The sequence below is a fragment of the Roseateles sp. AC306 genome (assembly GCF_979253795.1).
In genome coordinates this window covers 110,843-126,690 of record NZ_CEEDEB010000005.1, presented here as the reverse complement: position 1 = coordinate 126,690, position 15,848 = coordinate 110,843, and the positions used below count along the sequence as shown (strand labels likewise).

Below are 15,848 nucleotides of genomic sequence, written 5' to 3'. Positions count from 1 at the left end.
GCTTTCTTCAACCCACCCGCGCCAACACAGGCTTGAGCGCCACCCCGGTATGGCTGCCGCTCGCCACCACGTCCTCCGGCGTGCCTTCGATGACGACGCGGCCACCCGCGTCGCCACCTTCCGGCCCCAGGTCGAGCACCCAGTCCGCTTCGGCAATCACATCGAGGTCATGCTCGATGACGACCACCGAGTGCCCGCCCGCGACGAGCCGATGCAGCACGCGGATCAGCTTCTCCACATCCGCCATGTGCAGGCCCACGGTCGGCTCGTCCAGCACGTAGAGCGTGTGCGGCGCCTTCTGCCCGCGCCGCGCCACGTCGTCGCGCACCTTGACCAGTTCGGACACCAGCTTGATGCGCTGCGCCTCGCCGCCCGACAGCGTCGGTGAGGGCTGCCCCAGCGTCAGGTAGCCCAGCCCCACGTCCTTCAGCAACTGCAGCGGATGCGCAATCGACGGCATCGCCGCGAAGAACTCGACGGCTTCGTCGACCTCCATCGCCAGCACGTCGCCGATGCTCTTGCCCCGCCAGCTGACGCCCAGCGTCTCGGGGTTGAAACGCTGGCCATGGCACTGGTCGCAAGGCACCTTCACATCGGGCAGGAAGCTCATCTCGATGGTCTTCATGCCCTGGCCTTCGCAACCGGGGCAGCGGCCGGCGCCGGTGTTGAAGCTGAAGCGCGCCGGCGCATAGCCGCGGGCCTTGGACTCCAGCGTCTCGGCGAAGAGCTTGCGGATGGCGTCCCAGAAGCCGATATACGTCGCCGGGCAGGAGCGCGGCGTCTTGCCGATGGGGGTCTGGTCGACCTCCAGCACGCGGTCGACCTGCGCGTGGCCTTCGATGCCGTCGCAGCCGGTCCACTGGGCCGGTGCCTTGCGCAGCGGCACGGCGACGGCCATGCCGGCCAGCAGCACGTCGCGCGCCAGCGTCGACTTGCCCGAGCCGGACACGCCCGTCACGGCCACCAGGCGGTGCAGCGGCACATCCACCGTCACGCCCTTGAGGTTGTGCAAGGCGGCGTTCAAGACGGTCAGCTTGGGCGCGTCGGCCTCGATGGGCCGGCGGGCCTGCAATGGATGGATGAGCGGATGGGCCAGCATGCGGCCGGTGACTGAATCGGGCTCAAGCGCCAGCTGCGCCGCCGTGCCCTGCGCCACCACGCGGCCGCCGCGTTTGCCGGCGCCGGGGCCGATGTCGATGATGTGGTCGGCGCGGCGGATGGTGTCCTCGTCATGCTCGACAACGACCAGCGTGTTGCCCTTGTCGCCCAGCGTCGCCAGCGCCTTCAGCAGGATCTGGTTGTCGCGCGGGTGCAGGCCGATGGTCGGCTCGTCCAGCACATAGCAGACGCCCTGCAGGTTGCTGCCCAACTGCGCAGCCAGGCGGATGCGCTGGGCTTCCCCGCCGGACAGCGTGGGCGCCGCGCGGTCCAGCGTCAGATAGCCCAGGCCGACCTCCTGCAGGAACTCCAGACGACCAAGGATTTCGCTGACGACGTCGCGGGCGATGTCGGCGTCGCGGCCGTGCAGATGCAGGCCCTTCACCCAGCTGTGCGCCTCGCCGACGCTCCACGCGGCGACGTCGCCGATGCCCTTGTGCTCGAACTCGACCGAGCGCGCCGTCGCGTTCAGCCGCGTGCCGTGGCACTCCGGGCAGGCGGCATCGGTCAGGCCTTCAACCTCGGCTTCCTCGGATGGGAAGCTCTGCTCGCGGCCGCGGTTGTCGTCGCTCTGCACGCTGTCGTCGAGCTCCTTGCGCTGCTCGCGCGTCAGCGCCAGGCCGGTGCCGACGCAGCTGGTGCACCAGCCGTGCTTGGAGTTGTAGGAGAAGAGCCGCGGGTCCAGTTCGGGGTAGCTGGTGCCGCAGACCGGGCAGGCGCGCTTGGTCGAGAACACCTTGACGGTGCCGACGCCGGCGCCGGTCGCGCCCGCCTCCAGGCTGAGGCCGTCCAGCGGTGCCAGCAGGTGCAGCACGCCCTTGCCGATGTCCAGCGCCTTGGCCAGCAGTTCGCGCAATTCGGCCTCGTGTTCGGGCGCTATGACAAGGTCGCCGACCGGCAGCTCCAGCGTGTGTTCCTTGAAGCGGTCGATGCGCGGCCAGGGGGATGTCGGCAGGAACTCGCCGTCCACGCGCAGATGCGTGTGACCGCGGCCCTTGGCCCATTTGGCGAGGTCGGTGTAGACGCCCTTGCGGGCCACCACCAGCGGTGCGAGCAAGCCGACATGCTGGCCGCGGTAGTCACGCATCAGCTGCGCGGCGATGGACTCGACGCTTTGCGGCCGTACCGGCGCGCCGTCCTTGGTGCAATGCTGCACGCCCAGCTTCACATAGAGCAGGCGCAAGAAGTGCCAGACCTCGGTGGTCGTCGCGACCGTGCTCTTGCGGCCGCCGCGCGACAGCCGCTGCTCGATGGCGACGGTGGGCGGGATGCCCCATACCGCGTCGACCTCGGGCCGGCCGGCCGGCTGCACGATGGAGCGGGCGTAGGCGTTCAGCGATTCGAGGTAGCGGCGCTGGCCTTCATTGAAGAGGATGTCGAAAGCGAGCGTGGACTTGCCCGAACCCGACACGCCGGTGACGACGTTGAACTTGCCGCGCGGGATGTCGACGCTCAAGCCCTTGAGGTTGTGCTCGCGGGCGTTGACGATCTTGATCGCCTCGTCGGCCTGGCGACGTGCCTTGACGATGGATTGCAGCGGCCTGCCTTCCTCCACGGCCATCGCGGGCCGGTCCATGTGCAGCGCGTAGTCGCGCAGGGCCGCCGCGGTGTGCGAGCTGGCGTGCTTGGTGATCTCCTCCGGCGTGCCGACGCAGACGACCTCGCCCCCGGACTCGCCGCCTTCCGGGCCCAGATCGATGAGCCAGTCGGCCGCGCGGATGACGTCGAGGTTGTGTTCGATGACGATCAGCGAATGGCCGGCGCCGAGCAGCTTGCGCAGCGCGCGCATCAGCTTGGCGATGTCGTCGAAGTGCAGGCCCGTCGTCGGCTCGTCGAACAGGAAGAGCGTGCCCTTCTTGGCGACGCCGAAGCGCGGCGACGCCGCCGCCTCGGCCAGGAAGCCGGCCAGCTTGAGGCGCTGCGCCTCGCCGCCCGACAGCGTCGGCACCGGCTGGCCGAGGCGCACGTATTCCAGGCCTACATCGACGATGGGTTGCAGCTTGGCGATGACGGCGCGGTGTTCGCTGAACAGGTGCACCGCCTCGGCGACGGTCAGCTCCAGCACATCGGCCACGCTCAAGTCACGGTCCTTCAGCGTGAGCTTGGCGTCCAGCATCTCGGCGCGGAAGCGCTTGCCGTCGCAGTCCGGGCAGCGCAGGTAGACGTCGCTGAGGAACTGCATTTCCACATGCTCGAAGCCCGAGCCGCCGCAGGTCGGGCAGCGGCCGTCGCCGGCGTTGAAGCTGAACATGCCGGCCGTGTAGCTGCGCTCGCGGGCGATAGGCGCGTCGGCGAACAGCTTGCGGATCTCGTCGAAGGCGCCGACATAGCTGGCCGGGTTGGAGCGCGCCGTCTTGCCGATGGGTGACTGGTCGACGAACACGGCATCGGCCAGGAAGTCCCCGCCCAGCAGCCGGTCATGCGCACCGGGCGTCTCGGTCGCCTTGCCGAACTGGCGGGCCAGCGCGGGGTAGAGCACGTCCTGCATCAGCGTGCTCTTGCCCGAGCCGCTCACGCCGGTGACGACGACCAGGCGCTGCAGCGGGAAGGCGACGGACACGTCACGCAGGTTGTGCTCGCGCACGCCTTCGAGGATGAGCTTGGGCGTGGACTCGTCCACCAGGCGCTTCAGGCCCATGCCGACATGCTTGCGCGCACCCAGGTAGGCGCCGGTCAGCGTGTCGGCCGCGCGGATGTCCTCCGGCGTGCCATCGAAGACGATCTGCCCGCCGCGCTCGCCGGGGCCGGGGCCCATGTCGATGAGGCGGTCGGCGGCCAGCATGACGGCCGGGTCATGCTCGACGACGACCAGCGTGTTGCCCGCATCGCGAAGCCGCTTCATGGCCTGCACGATGCGGCCCATGTCGCGCGGATGCAGGCCGATGCTGGGCTCGTCCAGCACGAACAGCGTGTTGACGAGCGAGGTGCCCAGCGCCGTGGTCAGGTTGATGCGCTGCACCTCGCCGCCGGAGAGTGTGCGGCTCTGCCGGTCCAGCGTCAGGTAGCCCAGGCCCACGTCGCAGAGGTAACGGCTGCGGTGGCGGATCTCGTCGAGCAGCAGTTTCAGCGCTTCGTCCAGCATGGTGCTGGGCAGTTGCAGGCCGTCGACGAAGTCGCGCAGGCGCTGGATGGGCAGCTGCATCAGGTCGTGCAGGGCAAGGCCCGGCATCGCTTCGAGCTGCTCGCGAGTCCAGTCCACACCGACCGGCAGAAAGCGTTGCGCCGCCGGCAACGCCGCGTCCGCCAAGGCCTTGCTGCCGACGCGCCACAGCAGCGCCTCGGTCTTCAGCCGTGCGCCGCGGCAGCTGGGGCATTCGGTGTAGCTGCGGTACTTGGACAAGAGCACGCGGATGTGCATCTTGTAGGCCTTGCTCTCCAGGTACTCGAAGAAGCGCTTGACCCCATACCACTGCTTGTTCCAGTTGCCGTTCCAGTTCGGCGTGCCATTGATGACCCATGCGTGCTGGGCGGGGCTCAAGTCCTTCCACGGCGTGTCACGCGGGATGCCGGCCTCGCCGGCGTACTTCAGCAGGTCGTCCTGGCTGTCCTTCCACGCCGGCGTCTGCAAGGTCTTGATCGCGCCATTGCGCAGCGTCTTGCGGTCATCCGGGATGACCAGGCCGAGGTCGACGCCGATGACACGGCCGAAACCCCTGCAGGCCTCGCAGGCACCAAAGGCCGAGTTGAAGGAGAACAGCGCCGGCTGCGGGTCGGCGTAGCGGATGTCGCTTTCGGGACAGTGCAGGCCGGTGGAAAAGCGCCACAACGTGGCGCCTTCGTCTCCGACGTAGACGCTGAGCCGACCTGAACCCCGTTTCAGCGACAGCTCAATGGCCTCCATGGCACGCTGCTTGTCCGCGCCCAGAATGCGGAAGCGGTCGGCAACCACGTCCAACAGCTTCTTGCCATCCGACTCGCGCTCGGCCTGCACCCGCGTGAAGCCGCTCGCCGACAACCACTGCTCTACCTGCTCGGCACTCGTGTTGGCGGGCAGTTCGACGGGGAAGGTCAGCACCATCCTGGGGTCGCTGGCACTCTCGGCGCGCGCCATCAGCTCCGCATAAATGCTTTGCGCCGTGTCATGCCTGACCGGCGCGGCAGTCTTGCGGTCAAAAAGCTCGGCCGCCCGGGCAAAAAGCAGCTTCAGGTGGTCGTTCAGCTCCGTCATGGTGCCGACGGTGGAGCGGCTGGTGCGCACCGGGTTGGTCTGGTCGATGGCGATGGCAGGCGGCACGCCGTCCACCTTGTCGACGGCAGGCCGGTCCATGCGGTCCAGGAACTGGCGCGCATAGGCGGAGAAGGTCTCCACGTAGCGCCGCTGCCCTTCGGCGTAGAGGGTGTCAAACACCAGGCTGGACTTGCCCGAGCCGCTGGGGCCTGTCACGACGGTCAGCTCTGCGGTGCGCAGATCCAGGTCGAGGTTCTTGAGGTTGTGCTGGCGAGCGCCTCGGATGCGGATCAGACCGTCGGTCATTGCGGGGGGTCAAAACTGCGAAGGCCAGCAGTGTAGGGACGGGGGTGGTCGAGAACTGTCAGCACTTGCAGGGCTGGCTGGGGCGACCAACGGTCGATTCAGCCTACGCGAGCGGCCAAGGCTCACCGCAATCGTGGGGCCTTGCGGTTGCATACCGGCGCTGCCTGAGGCAACAATGGCCCCACCCCTTACCGGGGGACATAAAAACAAATGCAATCGAGGACAAGGGATGGATTACTCAAGGCTGCTCGCTGAAGTGCACACACATCCGCTCTGGCTGAGCGCCGCCACCGGCGGTGCCGGGGCCGGTATGCCACAGCCAGGCGCCGCCGAGGCCGAGCCGGCGCGCCACCAGCCCCATGTGCTGCTGGTGGAAGACAACCACATCAACCAGGTCGTCGCGCTGGAGTTCCTCGCGCTGATGGGGGTCGAGGCCCGCCTCGCCAAGAACGGCATCGAAGCCCTCGCCGCCTGCGAGCAGGCCGCACCCGACCTCGTGCTGATGGATATCCAGATGCCCGGCATGGACGGGCTGGAATGCGCCCGTCGCATCCGCGCCCTGCAGCGCGAGGCCAAGCTGCCCAACTTTCCCATCCTTGCGCTGACCGCCCATGCCCTGGACGCCGACGTGGCCGCCAGCATGGAAGCCGGCATGGACGAGCACCTGACCAAGCCGCTCGACTTCGTCGCCCTGCGCACAAGGCTGCAGCGGTGGCTCAAATTACCCGAACAGAACTGAATTCGGGTTTTCGTATTGGCGGGCCGAGCGCCGGGCCGCTCCCAAGCCGGCCCGCGTAAGGCGATGTGCATGCCGGTCAATCCGGCATGGCTCGCCGTCCCCTCGGGGGACCGACCAGGCCCGTGCGCGTGCAGCGGCGCGGGCCTGGGCGAGGGGCTTCAGGGAACGTACACGTAACCGACGTTCCGCACCGTCTTGATGACCTCCGGCTTGTCCGGGTTGCGCTCCACCTTGCGGCGCAGGCGCATGACGCGCAGGTCGATGCTGCGGTCGAAGACGTCCCAGCCGCGGTTGTGCGCCTGTTCCATGATCTGGTCGCGGTTCAGCGGTCGGTTGGGGTGGCGGGCAAACAACGCCAGCAGGTCGAACTCGGCGGCGGTGATGTCGATCTCGCCGCCGTCCGCGCCAAAAAGCTTGCGCCGCGCCAGGTCCAGCTCACAGGGGCCGAAGGGCATGCGCTCGGCCTCGACCTCGGCGGCCGGCGCAACCGGCGCGGCGGTGACCTGCAGGCGACGCAGCACGGCCCTGACGCGCGCCAGCAGTTCGCGCAGCTCGAAGGGCTTGGCGATGTAGTCGTCCGCGCCCACCTCCAGGCCGACGATGCGGTCGATGGCCTCGCCGGCCGTCGTCAGCATCAGCACGGCCAGGCGCGGATGGGCCTCGCGCAGCGCGCGCGCCAGTGAGAGGCCGTTCTCGCCGGGCATGTTGATGTCCAGCACGGCCACGTCGGGCACCCGCTCTGCCACACGGGCGCGGGCGGCGGCGGCGTCCTCGGCCTGCATGACCTCGAAGCCGTTGCGGGTGAAGTATTCGGCCAGCAGGGCGCGCAGTTCGGGCTCGTCGTCGACGAGCAGGACGGTGGCAGGGGCGGAGGTGTCGGGCATGGCGGTGAATGATAGGCAGGCCCTGACGGCCCCGGCCGATGTTGAAACAAACGCAACACAAGGCCGCCCATGCTGAAGCCGCACTGAAACGCGCGCCGCCGACAGTCCTGTCACCGAACAGGAGCAACGCGATGAACTTCCGCAGCGACAACCACCACACCGACTGGCCCGAGACGATGGCCATGATTTTCCGCAGCGAGGCCTTTGCCGAAGACCTCGATGACAGCTACGAAGCACCGCCCGCGCCCGCCGCCGCGTGGCACCCGCTGGAACGCCTCGTCGCCGCGCTGCCGCTGCTGTGCATCTTCGCCCCCGTCGCCGACGCCTATCTGCGCGGCTGACCTTCAACCGTTCCCACGCTCGTGTTGCTCGCTGCCCCCGAGGGGTGCGTCAGCTTCATCGGGTGGCCTCACACCACTGACCAGGACCTCCCCATGACCCCGCATCAAATTCAGCTCATCCGCAGCAGCTTCGAGCCGCTCAAGCCCCTGGCCGCCACGGTGGCCGAGGCCTTCTACACCCAGCTCTTCGCCCGTGACCCGGCCCTGCGCGCCCTCTTCCGCGGTGGCGACATGCACGAGCAGGGCGAGCGCCTCATGCAGATGCTGAGCGCGGCCATCGATCTGCTGGACCGCCCGGGCGCCCTGATGCCCGTGCTGCTCCGCCTGGGCCAGCGCCACAACGGCTACGGTGTCGTCACCGAGCACTACGACAGCGTCGGTGCCGCGCTGCTTGACACGCTGGCCGCCGGCCTGGGCGACGGTTTCACGGCCGAAGTGCGCGAGGCCTGGACGACGATGTACGGCATCGTCGCCCGCACGATGCAGGAAGGCGCGGTGTCCGCCGTACTGGCTGCCTGACCTGAGGCCCCTCGCCCAGTCTTGCCCTGCTGCACGTGGGCAAGCCTGGTCGGTCCCCCTGGGGGACGGCGATGCTTGCGGCATTGAGCCGCAAGCACATCGCCTGCGGGCCGGCTTGGGGCGGCCCGGCGCTCGGCCCGCAGGGCGCGCAGGCCGTGCGTCCTTATCATCGGCCGCGCTCCACCGAGAGCAGCAGGGGACAACAGGCCGCATGACCGATGACATCCAATTCCACCCCACGCCCGATGCTGGCGTGGGCGAGCTCAGTGCGGTGCTGCAGGCGACGCTGCCGCTGCTGTCCCAATTGCTGGAGGCCGTGCCGGCGCGCGTCGTCGTCATCGACGTGGACGAGCGCCTCGTCTGGGCCAACCAGGAGTTCTTCCGCTTCACCGGCCTGCACCCCAAGCAGGTCCTGACCCAGCGCATCAGCCGCATCATTGGCGAGGCGGCCTACGTCAGCTACAGGGCCGTGCGCCCACGCCTGGCCAGCGGCCAGACCGTCGCCTGGGAGGGCTGGACCGAGCTGGCCGGCATGGGCAGGCGCTATATGCGCGAACACCTGGTGCCGGTCGACCTGCGCGACGGCGTGCCGCAGGCCACCGTCGTCATGAGCCTGGACCTGACCGAGCTCAAGCGTCGCGACGCCGAGCTGTCGGCCAAGGTGGCCGAGCTGGAGACCACGGAGGCGCTCAAGTCCTCCATCTTCGACAACGCCATGGCAGCGCTGGTGTCGACGGACGAGACCGGCCACATCGTCGAGTTCAACCCGGCCGCAATGGCCATGTTCGGCATTGCGCGAGAGCAGGCCCTGGGTCGCTCGGTGGCCGACGTGATGATCCCGCCGCGCCTGCGCGATGCACACAACGCCGGCATGTCCCGCGTCACGGCCGGCGGTGAGCAGCGCCTGATGGGGCGGCGCATCGAGATGGCGGCCCTGCGCGCCGACGGCAGCGAGTTCCCCATCGAGATGCTGCTGTGGCGCACGGCGGTGGGCAGCCAGACCTTCTACACCGCGTCGCTGTTCGACCTGTCGGAACGCGAGGCCGCGCAGAGCCAGATCGAACGCCAGCGGGAGGCGCTGCGCCAGAGCGAAAAGCTCACCGCCATGGGCAGCCTGCTGGCCGGCGTGGCGCATGAGCTGAACAACCCGCTGTCCATCGTCATGGGTCGCGCCTCGCTGCTGGCCGAGAAGCTGAGCGACAACCCGCTGGCCGCCGACGCCCAGCGCATCCACGAGGCCGCCGAGCGCTGCGGCCGCATCGTGCGCACCTTCCTGAACATGGCGCGCAGCCGCCCGGCCAACCGCAGCGAGGTGGCGCTGAACGACCTGGCCACCGCGGCCATCGACATGCTGGGCTATGTGCTGCGCAGCCACGGCATCGCCGTCACGCTGGACCTGCTGCCGGGGCTGCCGCCGGTCAAGGCCGATGCCGACCAGATCGGCCAGATCGTGCTCAACCTCATCGTCAACGCGCAGCAGGCGCTGGGCGCGCGCGACCACGGCCGGCGCCTGACCGTCTCGACCGGCGTGGCGCCCATGACCGACGGCGACCGCCGCCGCACGCCGCGCGTCTGGATGCGCGTGCGCGACAACGGGCCGGGCATAGCGCCGGAGCTGCGCGAGCGCGTCTTCGAGCCCTTCTTCACGACCAAAAGCGAAGGCGTGGGCACCGGCCTGGGCCTGGCCGTGTCGCGCTCCATCGCGCGCGACCATGGCGGCGAGCTGACCGTGCAGGACGACGACGATGGCGTTGGCGGCGGTGCCTGCTTCTGCCTGCAGATGCCCGTCAGCGGCGAGCCCGAGACCAGCGAGACCGAGCCCGTGCCGCTCGCTGCGGCCGACGAGATCAGCGCCCGCCTGCTCGTCGTCGACGATGAGCCGGAGATCGCCGAGCTGATCGGCGAGATGCTGGCAGGCGCCGGCTACGAGGTCATGACGGCCGAGTCCGGCGCCGTCGCGCTGGCCATGCTGGCCGAGGCGCGCTTCGACGCCATCGTCAGCGACCTGCACATGCCCGAGCTGGACGGCGCCGGCCTGTGGCGCGAGGTGAAGCGCACGCAGCCGGCACTGGCACGGCGCATGCTGTTCGTCACCGGCGACACGCTGTCGCCCACGGCGCGGCAGTTCCTGGACGAGGCGCGCTGCGACCGCTTGAACAAGCCGTTTGCAAAGGCCGAATTGCTGGCCCGCGTGGCGGACCTGCTGCGCGGCTGACGTGCCGGTGACGCGAGGTTGGCGCGACCATAATCGCCGCCACAAAAGCATCAGGAGACAAGCCGATGAAGCGCCGCACTTTGCTGCCGGTGATGTTCAGCCCCTGGCTGGTGGAGGCGCAGGCGCCCAAGCCCCAGACCTGGATCGTGCCCTTTCCCGCCGGCGGCGGCACCGACGCCTTCGCGCGGCCGCTGACCGCCGTGCTCACCCGTCAGTTGGGCCGTCAGGTGCTCATCGACAACAAGGGCGGCGCGGGCGGCACGGTTGGCGCGGGGGTTGCGGCCAAGCTGGCGCCGGACGGCAACAACTTCTTCATGGGCGCGGTGCACCACGCCATTGCGCCGTCCATGTACCCGAGGCTGGACTACAAGCTCGAGGACGACTTCATCCCCGTCGCCCTGCTGGCCAGCGTGCCGCAGGTCATCGTCGTCCACCCCGGCCAGGTGCCGGTGAGCGACCTCAAGGGGCTACTGGCCACCGTACGGGCCAAGCCAGGCAAGCTGAACTACGGCTCGGCCGGCAACGGCACCTCCCACCATCTGGCCGGCGAGCTGTTCAAGCTGCAGACCAAGACCTTCATCACCCACATCCCCTACCGCGGCGCCGGCCCGGCCCTGCAGGACCTGATCGCCGGCCAGGTGGACATGATGTTCGACGGCCTCGGTTCGTCTGCCACGCACATCAAGAGCGGGCGCATCAAGGCGCTGGCCGTGGCCGGCACCAAGCGCGCCGTCGGCTTCCCGGACATTCCCACCGCGGCTGAAGCCGGCGTGCCGGGCTACGAGGTGTCGACCTGGTACGGCCTGTGGGCGCCCAAGGGCACGCCCAAGGAAGCCATCGCGGCCATGCAGGCCGAGCTGCGCAAGGCCTTCGCCAGCGACGACATCCGCAACATCTGGCACGGCCTGGGCGCCGAGACACCCAATCTGTATGGCGACGCTTTCGGGCAGTTCGTCAGCGCTGAAACCAAGCGCTGGGCCGCCGTCGTCAAGGCCTCTGGCGCAAAGATGGACTGATCGAACGATGAACCTGTACTCGGCACTGCGCGCCGGCTTCCCCGCTGACGTCGATTCGACCGCGATCGACCACGAAGGCGCGTTGTATTCCTGGCGTGACCTCGACTGCGGCAGCGCGATGCTGGCCAACTGGCTGGGCAGGCTGGACCTGCCGGCCGGCAGCCGCGTCGCCGTGCATGCGGACAAGAGCGTCGAAGGCTTGATGCTTTATCTCGCCGTGTTGCGTGCGGGTTTCGTCTATCTGCCGCTCAACCCGGCGTATCAGGCCAGCGAGCTTGAGCACTTCATCGCCGACGCGGCGCCGGGCGTGGTCGTCTGCGCGGGCCGCAACTTCGGCTGGGTCAGCAAGCTCGCCTTCCAACGCGGCGTGCGCTGGGTGTTCACGCTGAACGACGACCGCACCGGCACGCTGCTGGACCGCGCGGCACAGATGCCGCTGGCGCACGAACCGGCCAATCGCGGCAGCAACGACCTCGCCGCCATCCTCTACACCAGCGGCACGACCGGGCGCAGCAAGGGCGCGATGCTGAGCCACGGCAACCTGCTGAGCAACGCGCAGACGCTGAAGTCCTTCTGGGATTGGAGACGAGACGACGTGCTGCTGCACGCCTTGCCCATCTTCCACGTCCACGGCCTGTTCGTCGCCTCGCACGGCGCGCTGCTGAACGGCAGCCGCATGCTGTGGTTCAACAGGTTCGACGCCACGGCCGTGGCGCGCCGCCTGTCCGAGGCCACCGTCTTCATGGGCGTGCCCACGCTTTACGTGCGCCTGCTGCAGGAACGCACGCTGGACACGAAAAACATCCGCCTTTTCATCAGCGGGTCCGCGCCGCTGCTCATCGAAACCTGGCGCGAATGGCAGGCACGCACCGGCCACCTGATCCTGGAGCGCTATGGCATGAGCGAGACGCTGATGCTGACGTCCAACCCCTGCCGCCCCGAAGACGGTGAGCGCATCGGCGGCACGGTCGGGCCGGCCCTGCCCGGCGTCGGCCTGCGCATCCTGCGCGACGACGGCGAGCCGTGCGCCGCGGACGAGATCGGCCATGTGCAGGTGCGTGGTCCCAACGTCTTCAGCGGCTACTGGCAGATGCCAGAGAAGACGGCCGAAGAGTTCACGGCCGACGGCTGGTTCAGGACCGGCGACGTCGGTCGCGTCGATGCCCGCGGCTACCTGACGCTGATCGGCCGCAGCAAGGACCTCATCATCAGCGGCGGCTTCAACGTCTACCCGGCCGAGGTGGAGGGCTTTTTGAACGAGCTGCCCGGCGTGGGCGAGTCGGCCGTCATCGGCGTGCCGCACGCCGACTTCGGCGAGGCCGTCGTCGCCGTCATCACGCCGCTGGGCCAGCCCGACCCCGAGGCGCTGATCCGCGAACTGAAGGGCCGCATCGCCGGCTTCAAGGTGCCCAAGCGTGTCATCGTCGTGCCGGAGCTGCCGCGTAACGCGATGGGCAAGGTCCAGAAGAAATTGCTGCGCGAGCAGTACGGGGCGCTCTTCACGCCGTCCGGCTGAAACCCCTGGGCTGCCGCGAGGTCGCGCAGCGGCGTCAGGCGGTCACGTTCTTGATTTCACCCAGCGCCAGCTGCAGCACGCGTGCATCGCTGCTGGCACGGTGGCGGGTCAACTGCTGGCGCGCCCGCACCGCCTCTGTGACGCCCTTCCAGCGCTGCGCCTCGTCCTCGTTGAGCAGCTTGCGCAGGTCGTCGAGCTTGAAACTCATGCGCAGCTCGACCGCGTCGTAAAGACGTGCCAGCCAGGTGTAGTCGTGGCCCCAGCCGTCGCAGTAGACGACCTGGCCGCGCAGCCGCGCGTTGAGCTGCTCGGCCATCCAGCGCGCCGAGCGGCCGTGGGTGTGCAGCAGGTCGCGGCTGATGCCGTGCAGGGCCTCGGCGTTGGCGTCCCAGTGCAGCCAGTCGGCCTCAGGCAGGATGAGGCCGCAGAACAGCCCGCCCTGGCTATCGCTGAAGCCGATCTCGATGGGATAGCTGCCGCGCCCGAAGCCGGAGGCTTCGATGTCGAGGATGGTGGGCAACGCGTCCATCGGCCGGAGTGTGTCAAAGCCGGCGCGCAAGCTACACAGGGTTGTCGATCACCTGCTCGGCCTCGAAGAGCTGCAGCGCGGCGCGGCCGACCTGGCGGGTGTCCCACCAGGCATAGGCGCCGACACCGGCCGCGCCCACCAGCGGCACCCAGCGCGACAGCGCCTTTGTCGCCACCTTGCGGCCCAACTGCATGCCCACCGCGCCGGCCACCCGCTGGAGCACGACCTGGGCGGCCGGGCGCACGATGACGCGCTCGCCCACGCGCACGGTCAGGTCGCGCAGCGCCTGCGCCGCCGTGTGGCGGAACAGGCACCACATCATCTGCGTGGGGCCGAGCTGGGCGCTGCGGCCGTAGAGGGCGGCGATGTCGGCCACGAGCTGGCGCTGGATGTGCCAGACGGCCAGCATCTCCGGCGCGATGGTGGCCCACCCCAGCGGCCCCAGCGGCAGGGCCAGCGTGCCGGCGGCCAGCGCCGCCTTGGACGCCGCGCTCTCGATGGCCTTGGCCGCCGCTTCGGCCGGCCGCGGCACAGGCGTGAAGCGCGCCTGCGGCGGCTGGCTCACCAGCGCCAGAACCTTGTCACCCAGACCCGCATCGCTTGCCATGTCGGTATTCCTTGGCCTTTCAATGCACCATTAAGGCACAACGCGCCTTGCGTTGGATCAGCCCAATGGAACAGACTTGCAGAGGAGTACCCCGGCACGTCAGATGCCTGGGCCTCTCAGGGAGTGTCGCCCCAGCAGGAGACCAACCATGAACGTCCTTACGAGCATGCCCATCGGCCGGCGCCTCGGCCTCGCATTCGCCATCTCCATCACCTTCACCGTGCTGCTGGCCGCCTATGCCAGAACGGCGCTCATCGGCATCAATACGGAGCTTGAGCTGATGGTGGATGACCGCATGGTCAAGGTGGCACAGCTCGAACAGATCAAGGACAACGTCAACATCAACGCCCTGGCCGTGCGCAACGTGCTGCTGCTTGCCGACGCCGACAGCAAGCGCAAGCAGCTGGACAGTGTCGACGCCGCCGCCAAACGCACTGCCGAGCTGTTCGGCAAGCTCGATGCCAGCATGGCCGCAGGACCGGGACGCGAGATGCTGGCCGGCGTCGTGCAGGCGCGCGGGCTCTTCGTGGCTTCGGTGCGCAACGTGATCGACCTCGGCATGAAGGGCGAAACAGAGAAGGCCCGCAACCTGTTGCTCAGCGAGACCCATGACATGCAGGTCAGGTATTTCGAGAAGCTGGACGCGCTGGTCACCGCGCAGACGGCGTTGATGCACAGCTCGGCCAAGGACGCGGACAGGACAGTCGATTTCGCGGCCCTTGCTGTCGTCGTTGCGGCGGCTGTCGCGCTGGCCCTCGGCGCGGCCATGGCGTTGCTGATCACGCGCTCCGTGGTCGGCCCGATCCGCCAGGCCGTCACAGCGGCGGAGACGGTGGCAGCGGGGGATCTGCGTCTGCAACTGGCGACCGACCGCAAGGACGAGGCCGGCCAGTTGCTCAACGCGCTGCAGCGCATGAACGACTCCCTGGTGGGCATCGTGGGCGCGGTGCGCGGCAATGCCGACAGCGTCGCCACGGCCAGCGGGCAGATCGCCCAGGGCAACGCCGACCTGAGCCAGCGCACCGAGCAGCAGGCCAGCAACCTGCAAGAGACCGCCGCGTCCATGGAGGAGTTGAGCGCGACCGTCAAACACAACACCGACACCGCCCGGCAGGCCGCTCAGCTGGCCGGCAGTGCCGCCCGCGTGGCCGAGAGCGGTGGCCAGGTCATGGGCCAGATGGTCCACACGATGGACGAGATCACGACCAGCTCGAAGAAGATCGGCGACATCATCGGCGTCATCGACGGCATTGCCTTCCAGACCAACATCCTGGCGCTGAATGCGGCCGTCGAGGCGGCGCGCGCCGGCGAACAGGGTCGCGGCTTTGCCGTCGTGGCCGGCGAGGTGAGGGCATTGGCCCAGCGCAGCGCCCAGGCCGCACGGGAGATCAAGGCGCTGATCGGCGCCAGCGTCGAGCGCGTGGAGGCCGGCAACACGCTGGTGGGCGAGGCCGGCCGCACGATGGACGAGGTGGTGGGCCAGGTCAGGCGCGTCTCCGACCTGATCAGCGAGATCAGCGCCGCCAGCAGCGAGCAGAGCAAGGGCATCGGCCAGATCGGCGACGCCGTCAACCAGCTGGACCAGGTGACGCAGCAGAATGCCGCCCTCGTCGAGGAGAGCGCTGCGGCGGCCGAGAGCCTGCGCATCCAGGCCGGCCAGCTGGCCGAGACGATGGCCGCCTTCAAGCTTGATGCCGCAGCCTCGCCGACCGCCAGGCCGAAGGTCGCCAAGCCGAAGGCCGCCGCCGCACGCAAGGCTGCGCCGGCTCGACCGGTGCCCGCACACGCTGTCGCACCGAAGGCCGCCGCCGCCGCCTCTGGCGCCCAGGCGGAGTGGGCGTCCTTCTAGT

Annotated in this window: 11 protein-coding genes; 7 read left to right on the top strand and 4 right to left on the bottom strand. The window is 69.0% G+C overall.

Going from position 1 to position 15,848, the window contains the following annotated elements:
• Positions 1 to 7: 7 nt before the first annotated feature.
• Complete coding sequence (gene uvrA, locus AC0IZJ_RS12735) at positions 8 to 5,632, bottom strand: excinuclease ABC subunit UvrA (RefSeq protein WP_471850213.1); 5,625 nt, start codon at positions 5,630 to 5,632, stop codon at positions 8 to 10.
• A gap of 229 nt (positions 5,633 to 5,861) precedes the next feature.
• Here uvrA and AC0IZJ_RS12730 point away from each other — a divergent pair, with 229 nt between their 5' ends.
• Positions 5,862 to 6,371 (top strand): response regulator, encoded by a 510-nt coding sequence (locus AC0IZJ_RS12730; protein WP_471850211.1) that lies wholly within the window; start codon positions 5,862 to 5,864, stop codon positions 6,369 to 6,371.
• Positions 6,372 to 6,529: 158 nt separating this feature from the next.
• On the opposite strand, the gene AC0IZJ_RS12725 is transcribed toward AC0IZJ_RS12730, so the two are convergent.
• On the bottom strand, positions 6,530 to 7,255 hold the full coding sequence (locus AC0IZJ_RS12725) for a response regulator (protein ID WP_471850209.1): 726 nt from the start codon (positions 7,253 to 7,255) through the stop codon (positions 6,530 to 6,532).
• 131 nt (positions 7,256 to 7,386) lie between these two features.
• Here AC0IZJ_RS12725 and AC0IZJ_RS12720 point away from each other — a divergent pair, with 131 nt between their 5' ends.
• The 5 genes from AC0IZJ_RS12720 (at position 7,387) to AC0IZJ_RS12700 (ending at position 12,862) form a co-directional block, all read left to right on the top strand.
• Positions 7,387 to 7,596 (top strand): hypothetical protein, encoded by a 210-nt coding sequence (locus AC0IZJ_RS12720; RefSeq protein ID WP_471850207.1) that lies wholly within the window; start codon positions 7,387 to 7,389, stop codon positions 7,594 to 7,596.
• Between the two features lie 93 nt (positions 7,597 to 7,689).
• Complete coding sequence (locus AC0IZJ_RS12715) at positions 7,690 to 8,115, top strand: globin family protein (RefSeq protein WP_471850205.1); 426 nt, start codon at positions 7,690 to 7,692, stop codon at positions 8,113 to 8,115.
• 211 nt (positions 8,116 to 8,326) lie between these two features.
• Positions 8,327 to 10,330 (top strand): hybrid sensor histidine kinase/response regulator, encoded by a 2,004-nt coding sequence (locus tag AC0IZJ_RS12710; protein WP_471850203.1) that lies wholly within the window; start codon positions 8,327 to 8,329, stop codon positions 10,328 to 10,330.
• Positions 10,331 to 10,395: 65 nt separating this feature from the next.
• Positions 10,396 to 11,346: a Bug family tripartite tricarboxylate transporter substrate binding protein gene (locus AC0IZJ_RS12705; RefSeq protein ID WP_471850201.1), complete on the top strand. Its 951-nt coding sequence runs from the start codon at positions 10,396 to 10,398 to the stop codon at positions 11,344 to 11,346.
• Positions 11,347 to 11,353: 7 nt separating this feature from the next.
• Positions 11,354 to 12,862, top strand: a complete 1,509-nt coding sequence (locus AC0IZJ_RS12700) for a malonate--CoA ligase (RefSeq protein WP_471850198.1) — start codon at positions 11,354 to 11,356, stop codon at positions 12,860 to 12,862.
• Positions 12,863 to 12,896: 34 nt separating this feature from the next.
• On the opposite strand, the gene AC0IZJ_RS12695 is transcribed toward AC0IZJ_RS12700, so the two are convergent.
• Positions 12,897 to 13,391: a hypothetical protein gene (locus AC0IZJ_RS12695; protein ID WP_471850196.1), complete on the bottom strand. Its 495-nt coding sequence runs from the start codon at positions 13,389 to 13,391 to the stop codon at positions 12,897 to 12,899.
• 31 nt (positions 13,392 to 13,422) lie between these two features.
• Positions 13,423 to 13,998 (bottom strand): hypothetical protein, encoded by a 576-nt coding sequence (locus AC0IZJ_RS12690; protein ID WP_471850194.1) that lies wholly within the window; start codon positions 13,996 to 13,998, stop codon positions 13,423 to 13,425.
• Positions 13,999 to 14,146: 148 nt separating this feature from the next.
• On the opposite strand from AC0IZJ_RS12690, the gene AC0IZJ_RS12685 reads away from it, so the two are divergent.
• The gene (locus AC0IZJ_RS12685) at positions 14,147 to 15,847 is read left to right on the top strand and encodes a methyl-accepting chemotaxis protein (RefSeq protein WP_471850192.1); all 1,701 of its coding nucleotides are present in this window, start codon (positions 14,147 to 14,149) and stop codon (positions 15,845 to 15,847) included.
• The last annotated feature ends 1 nt before the right edge of the window (position 15,848 follow it).

Coding starts and splice junctions, on each gene's coding strand:
- AC0IZJ_RS12690 (WP_471850194.1), bottom strand. CDS start 13,998: ATGGCAAGCGATGCGGGTCTGGGTGACAAGGTTCTGGCGCTGGTGAGC.
- AC0IZJ_RS12695 (WP_471850196.1), bottom strand. CDS start 13,391: ATGGACGCGTTGCCCACCATCCTCGACATCGAAGCCTCCGGCTTCGGG.
- AC0IZJ_RS12725 (WP_471850209.1), bottom strand. CDS start 7,255: ATGCCCGACACCTCCGCCCCTGCCACCGTCCTGCTCGTCGACGACGAG.
- AC0IZJ_RS12700 (WP_471850198.1), top strand. CDS start 11,354: ATGAACCTGTACTCGGCACTGCGCGCCGGCTTCCCCGCTGACGTCGAT.
- AC0IZJ_RS12705 (WP_471850201.1), top strand. CDS start 10,396: ATGAAGCGCCGCACTTTGCTGCCGGTGATGTTCAGCCCCTGGCTGGTG.
- AC0IZJ_RS12710 (WP_471850203.1), top strand. CDS start 8,327: ATGACCGATGACATCCAATTCCACCCCACGCCCGATGCTGGCGTGGGC.
- AC0IZJ_RS12730 (WP_471850211.1), top strand. CDS start 5,862: ATGGATTACTCAAGGCTGCTCGCTGAAGTGCACACACATCCGCTCTGG.
- AC0IZJ_RS12685 (WP_471850192.1), top strand. CDS start 14,147: ATGAACGTCCTTACGAGCATGCCCATCGGCCGGCGCCTCGGCCTCGCA.
- uvrA (WP_471850213.1), bottom strand. CDS start 5,632: ATGACCGACGGTCTGATCCGCATCCGAGGCGCTCGCCAGCACAACCTC.
- AC0IZJ_RS12715 (WP_471850205.1), top strand. CDS start 7,690: ATGACCCCGCATCAAATTCAGCTCATCCGCAGCAGCTTCGAGCCGCTC.
- AC0IZJ_RS12720 (WP_471850207.1), top strand. CDS start 7,387: ATGAACTTCCGCAGCGACAACCACCACACCGACTGGCCCGAGACGATG.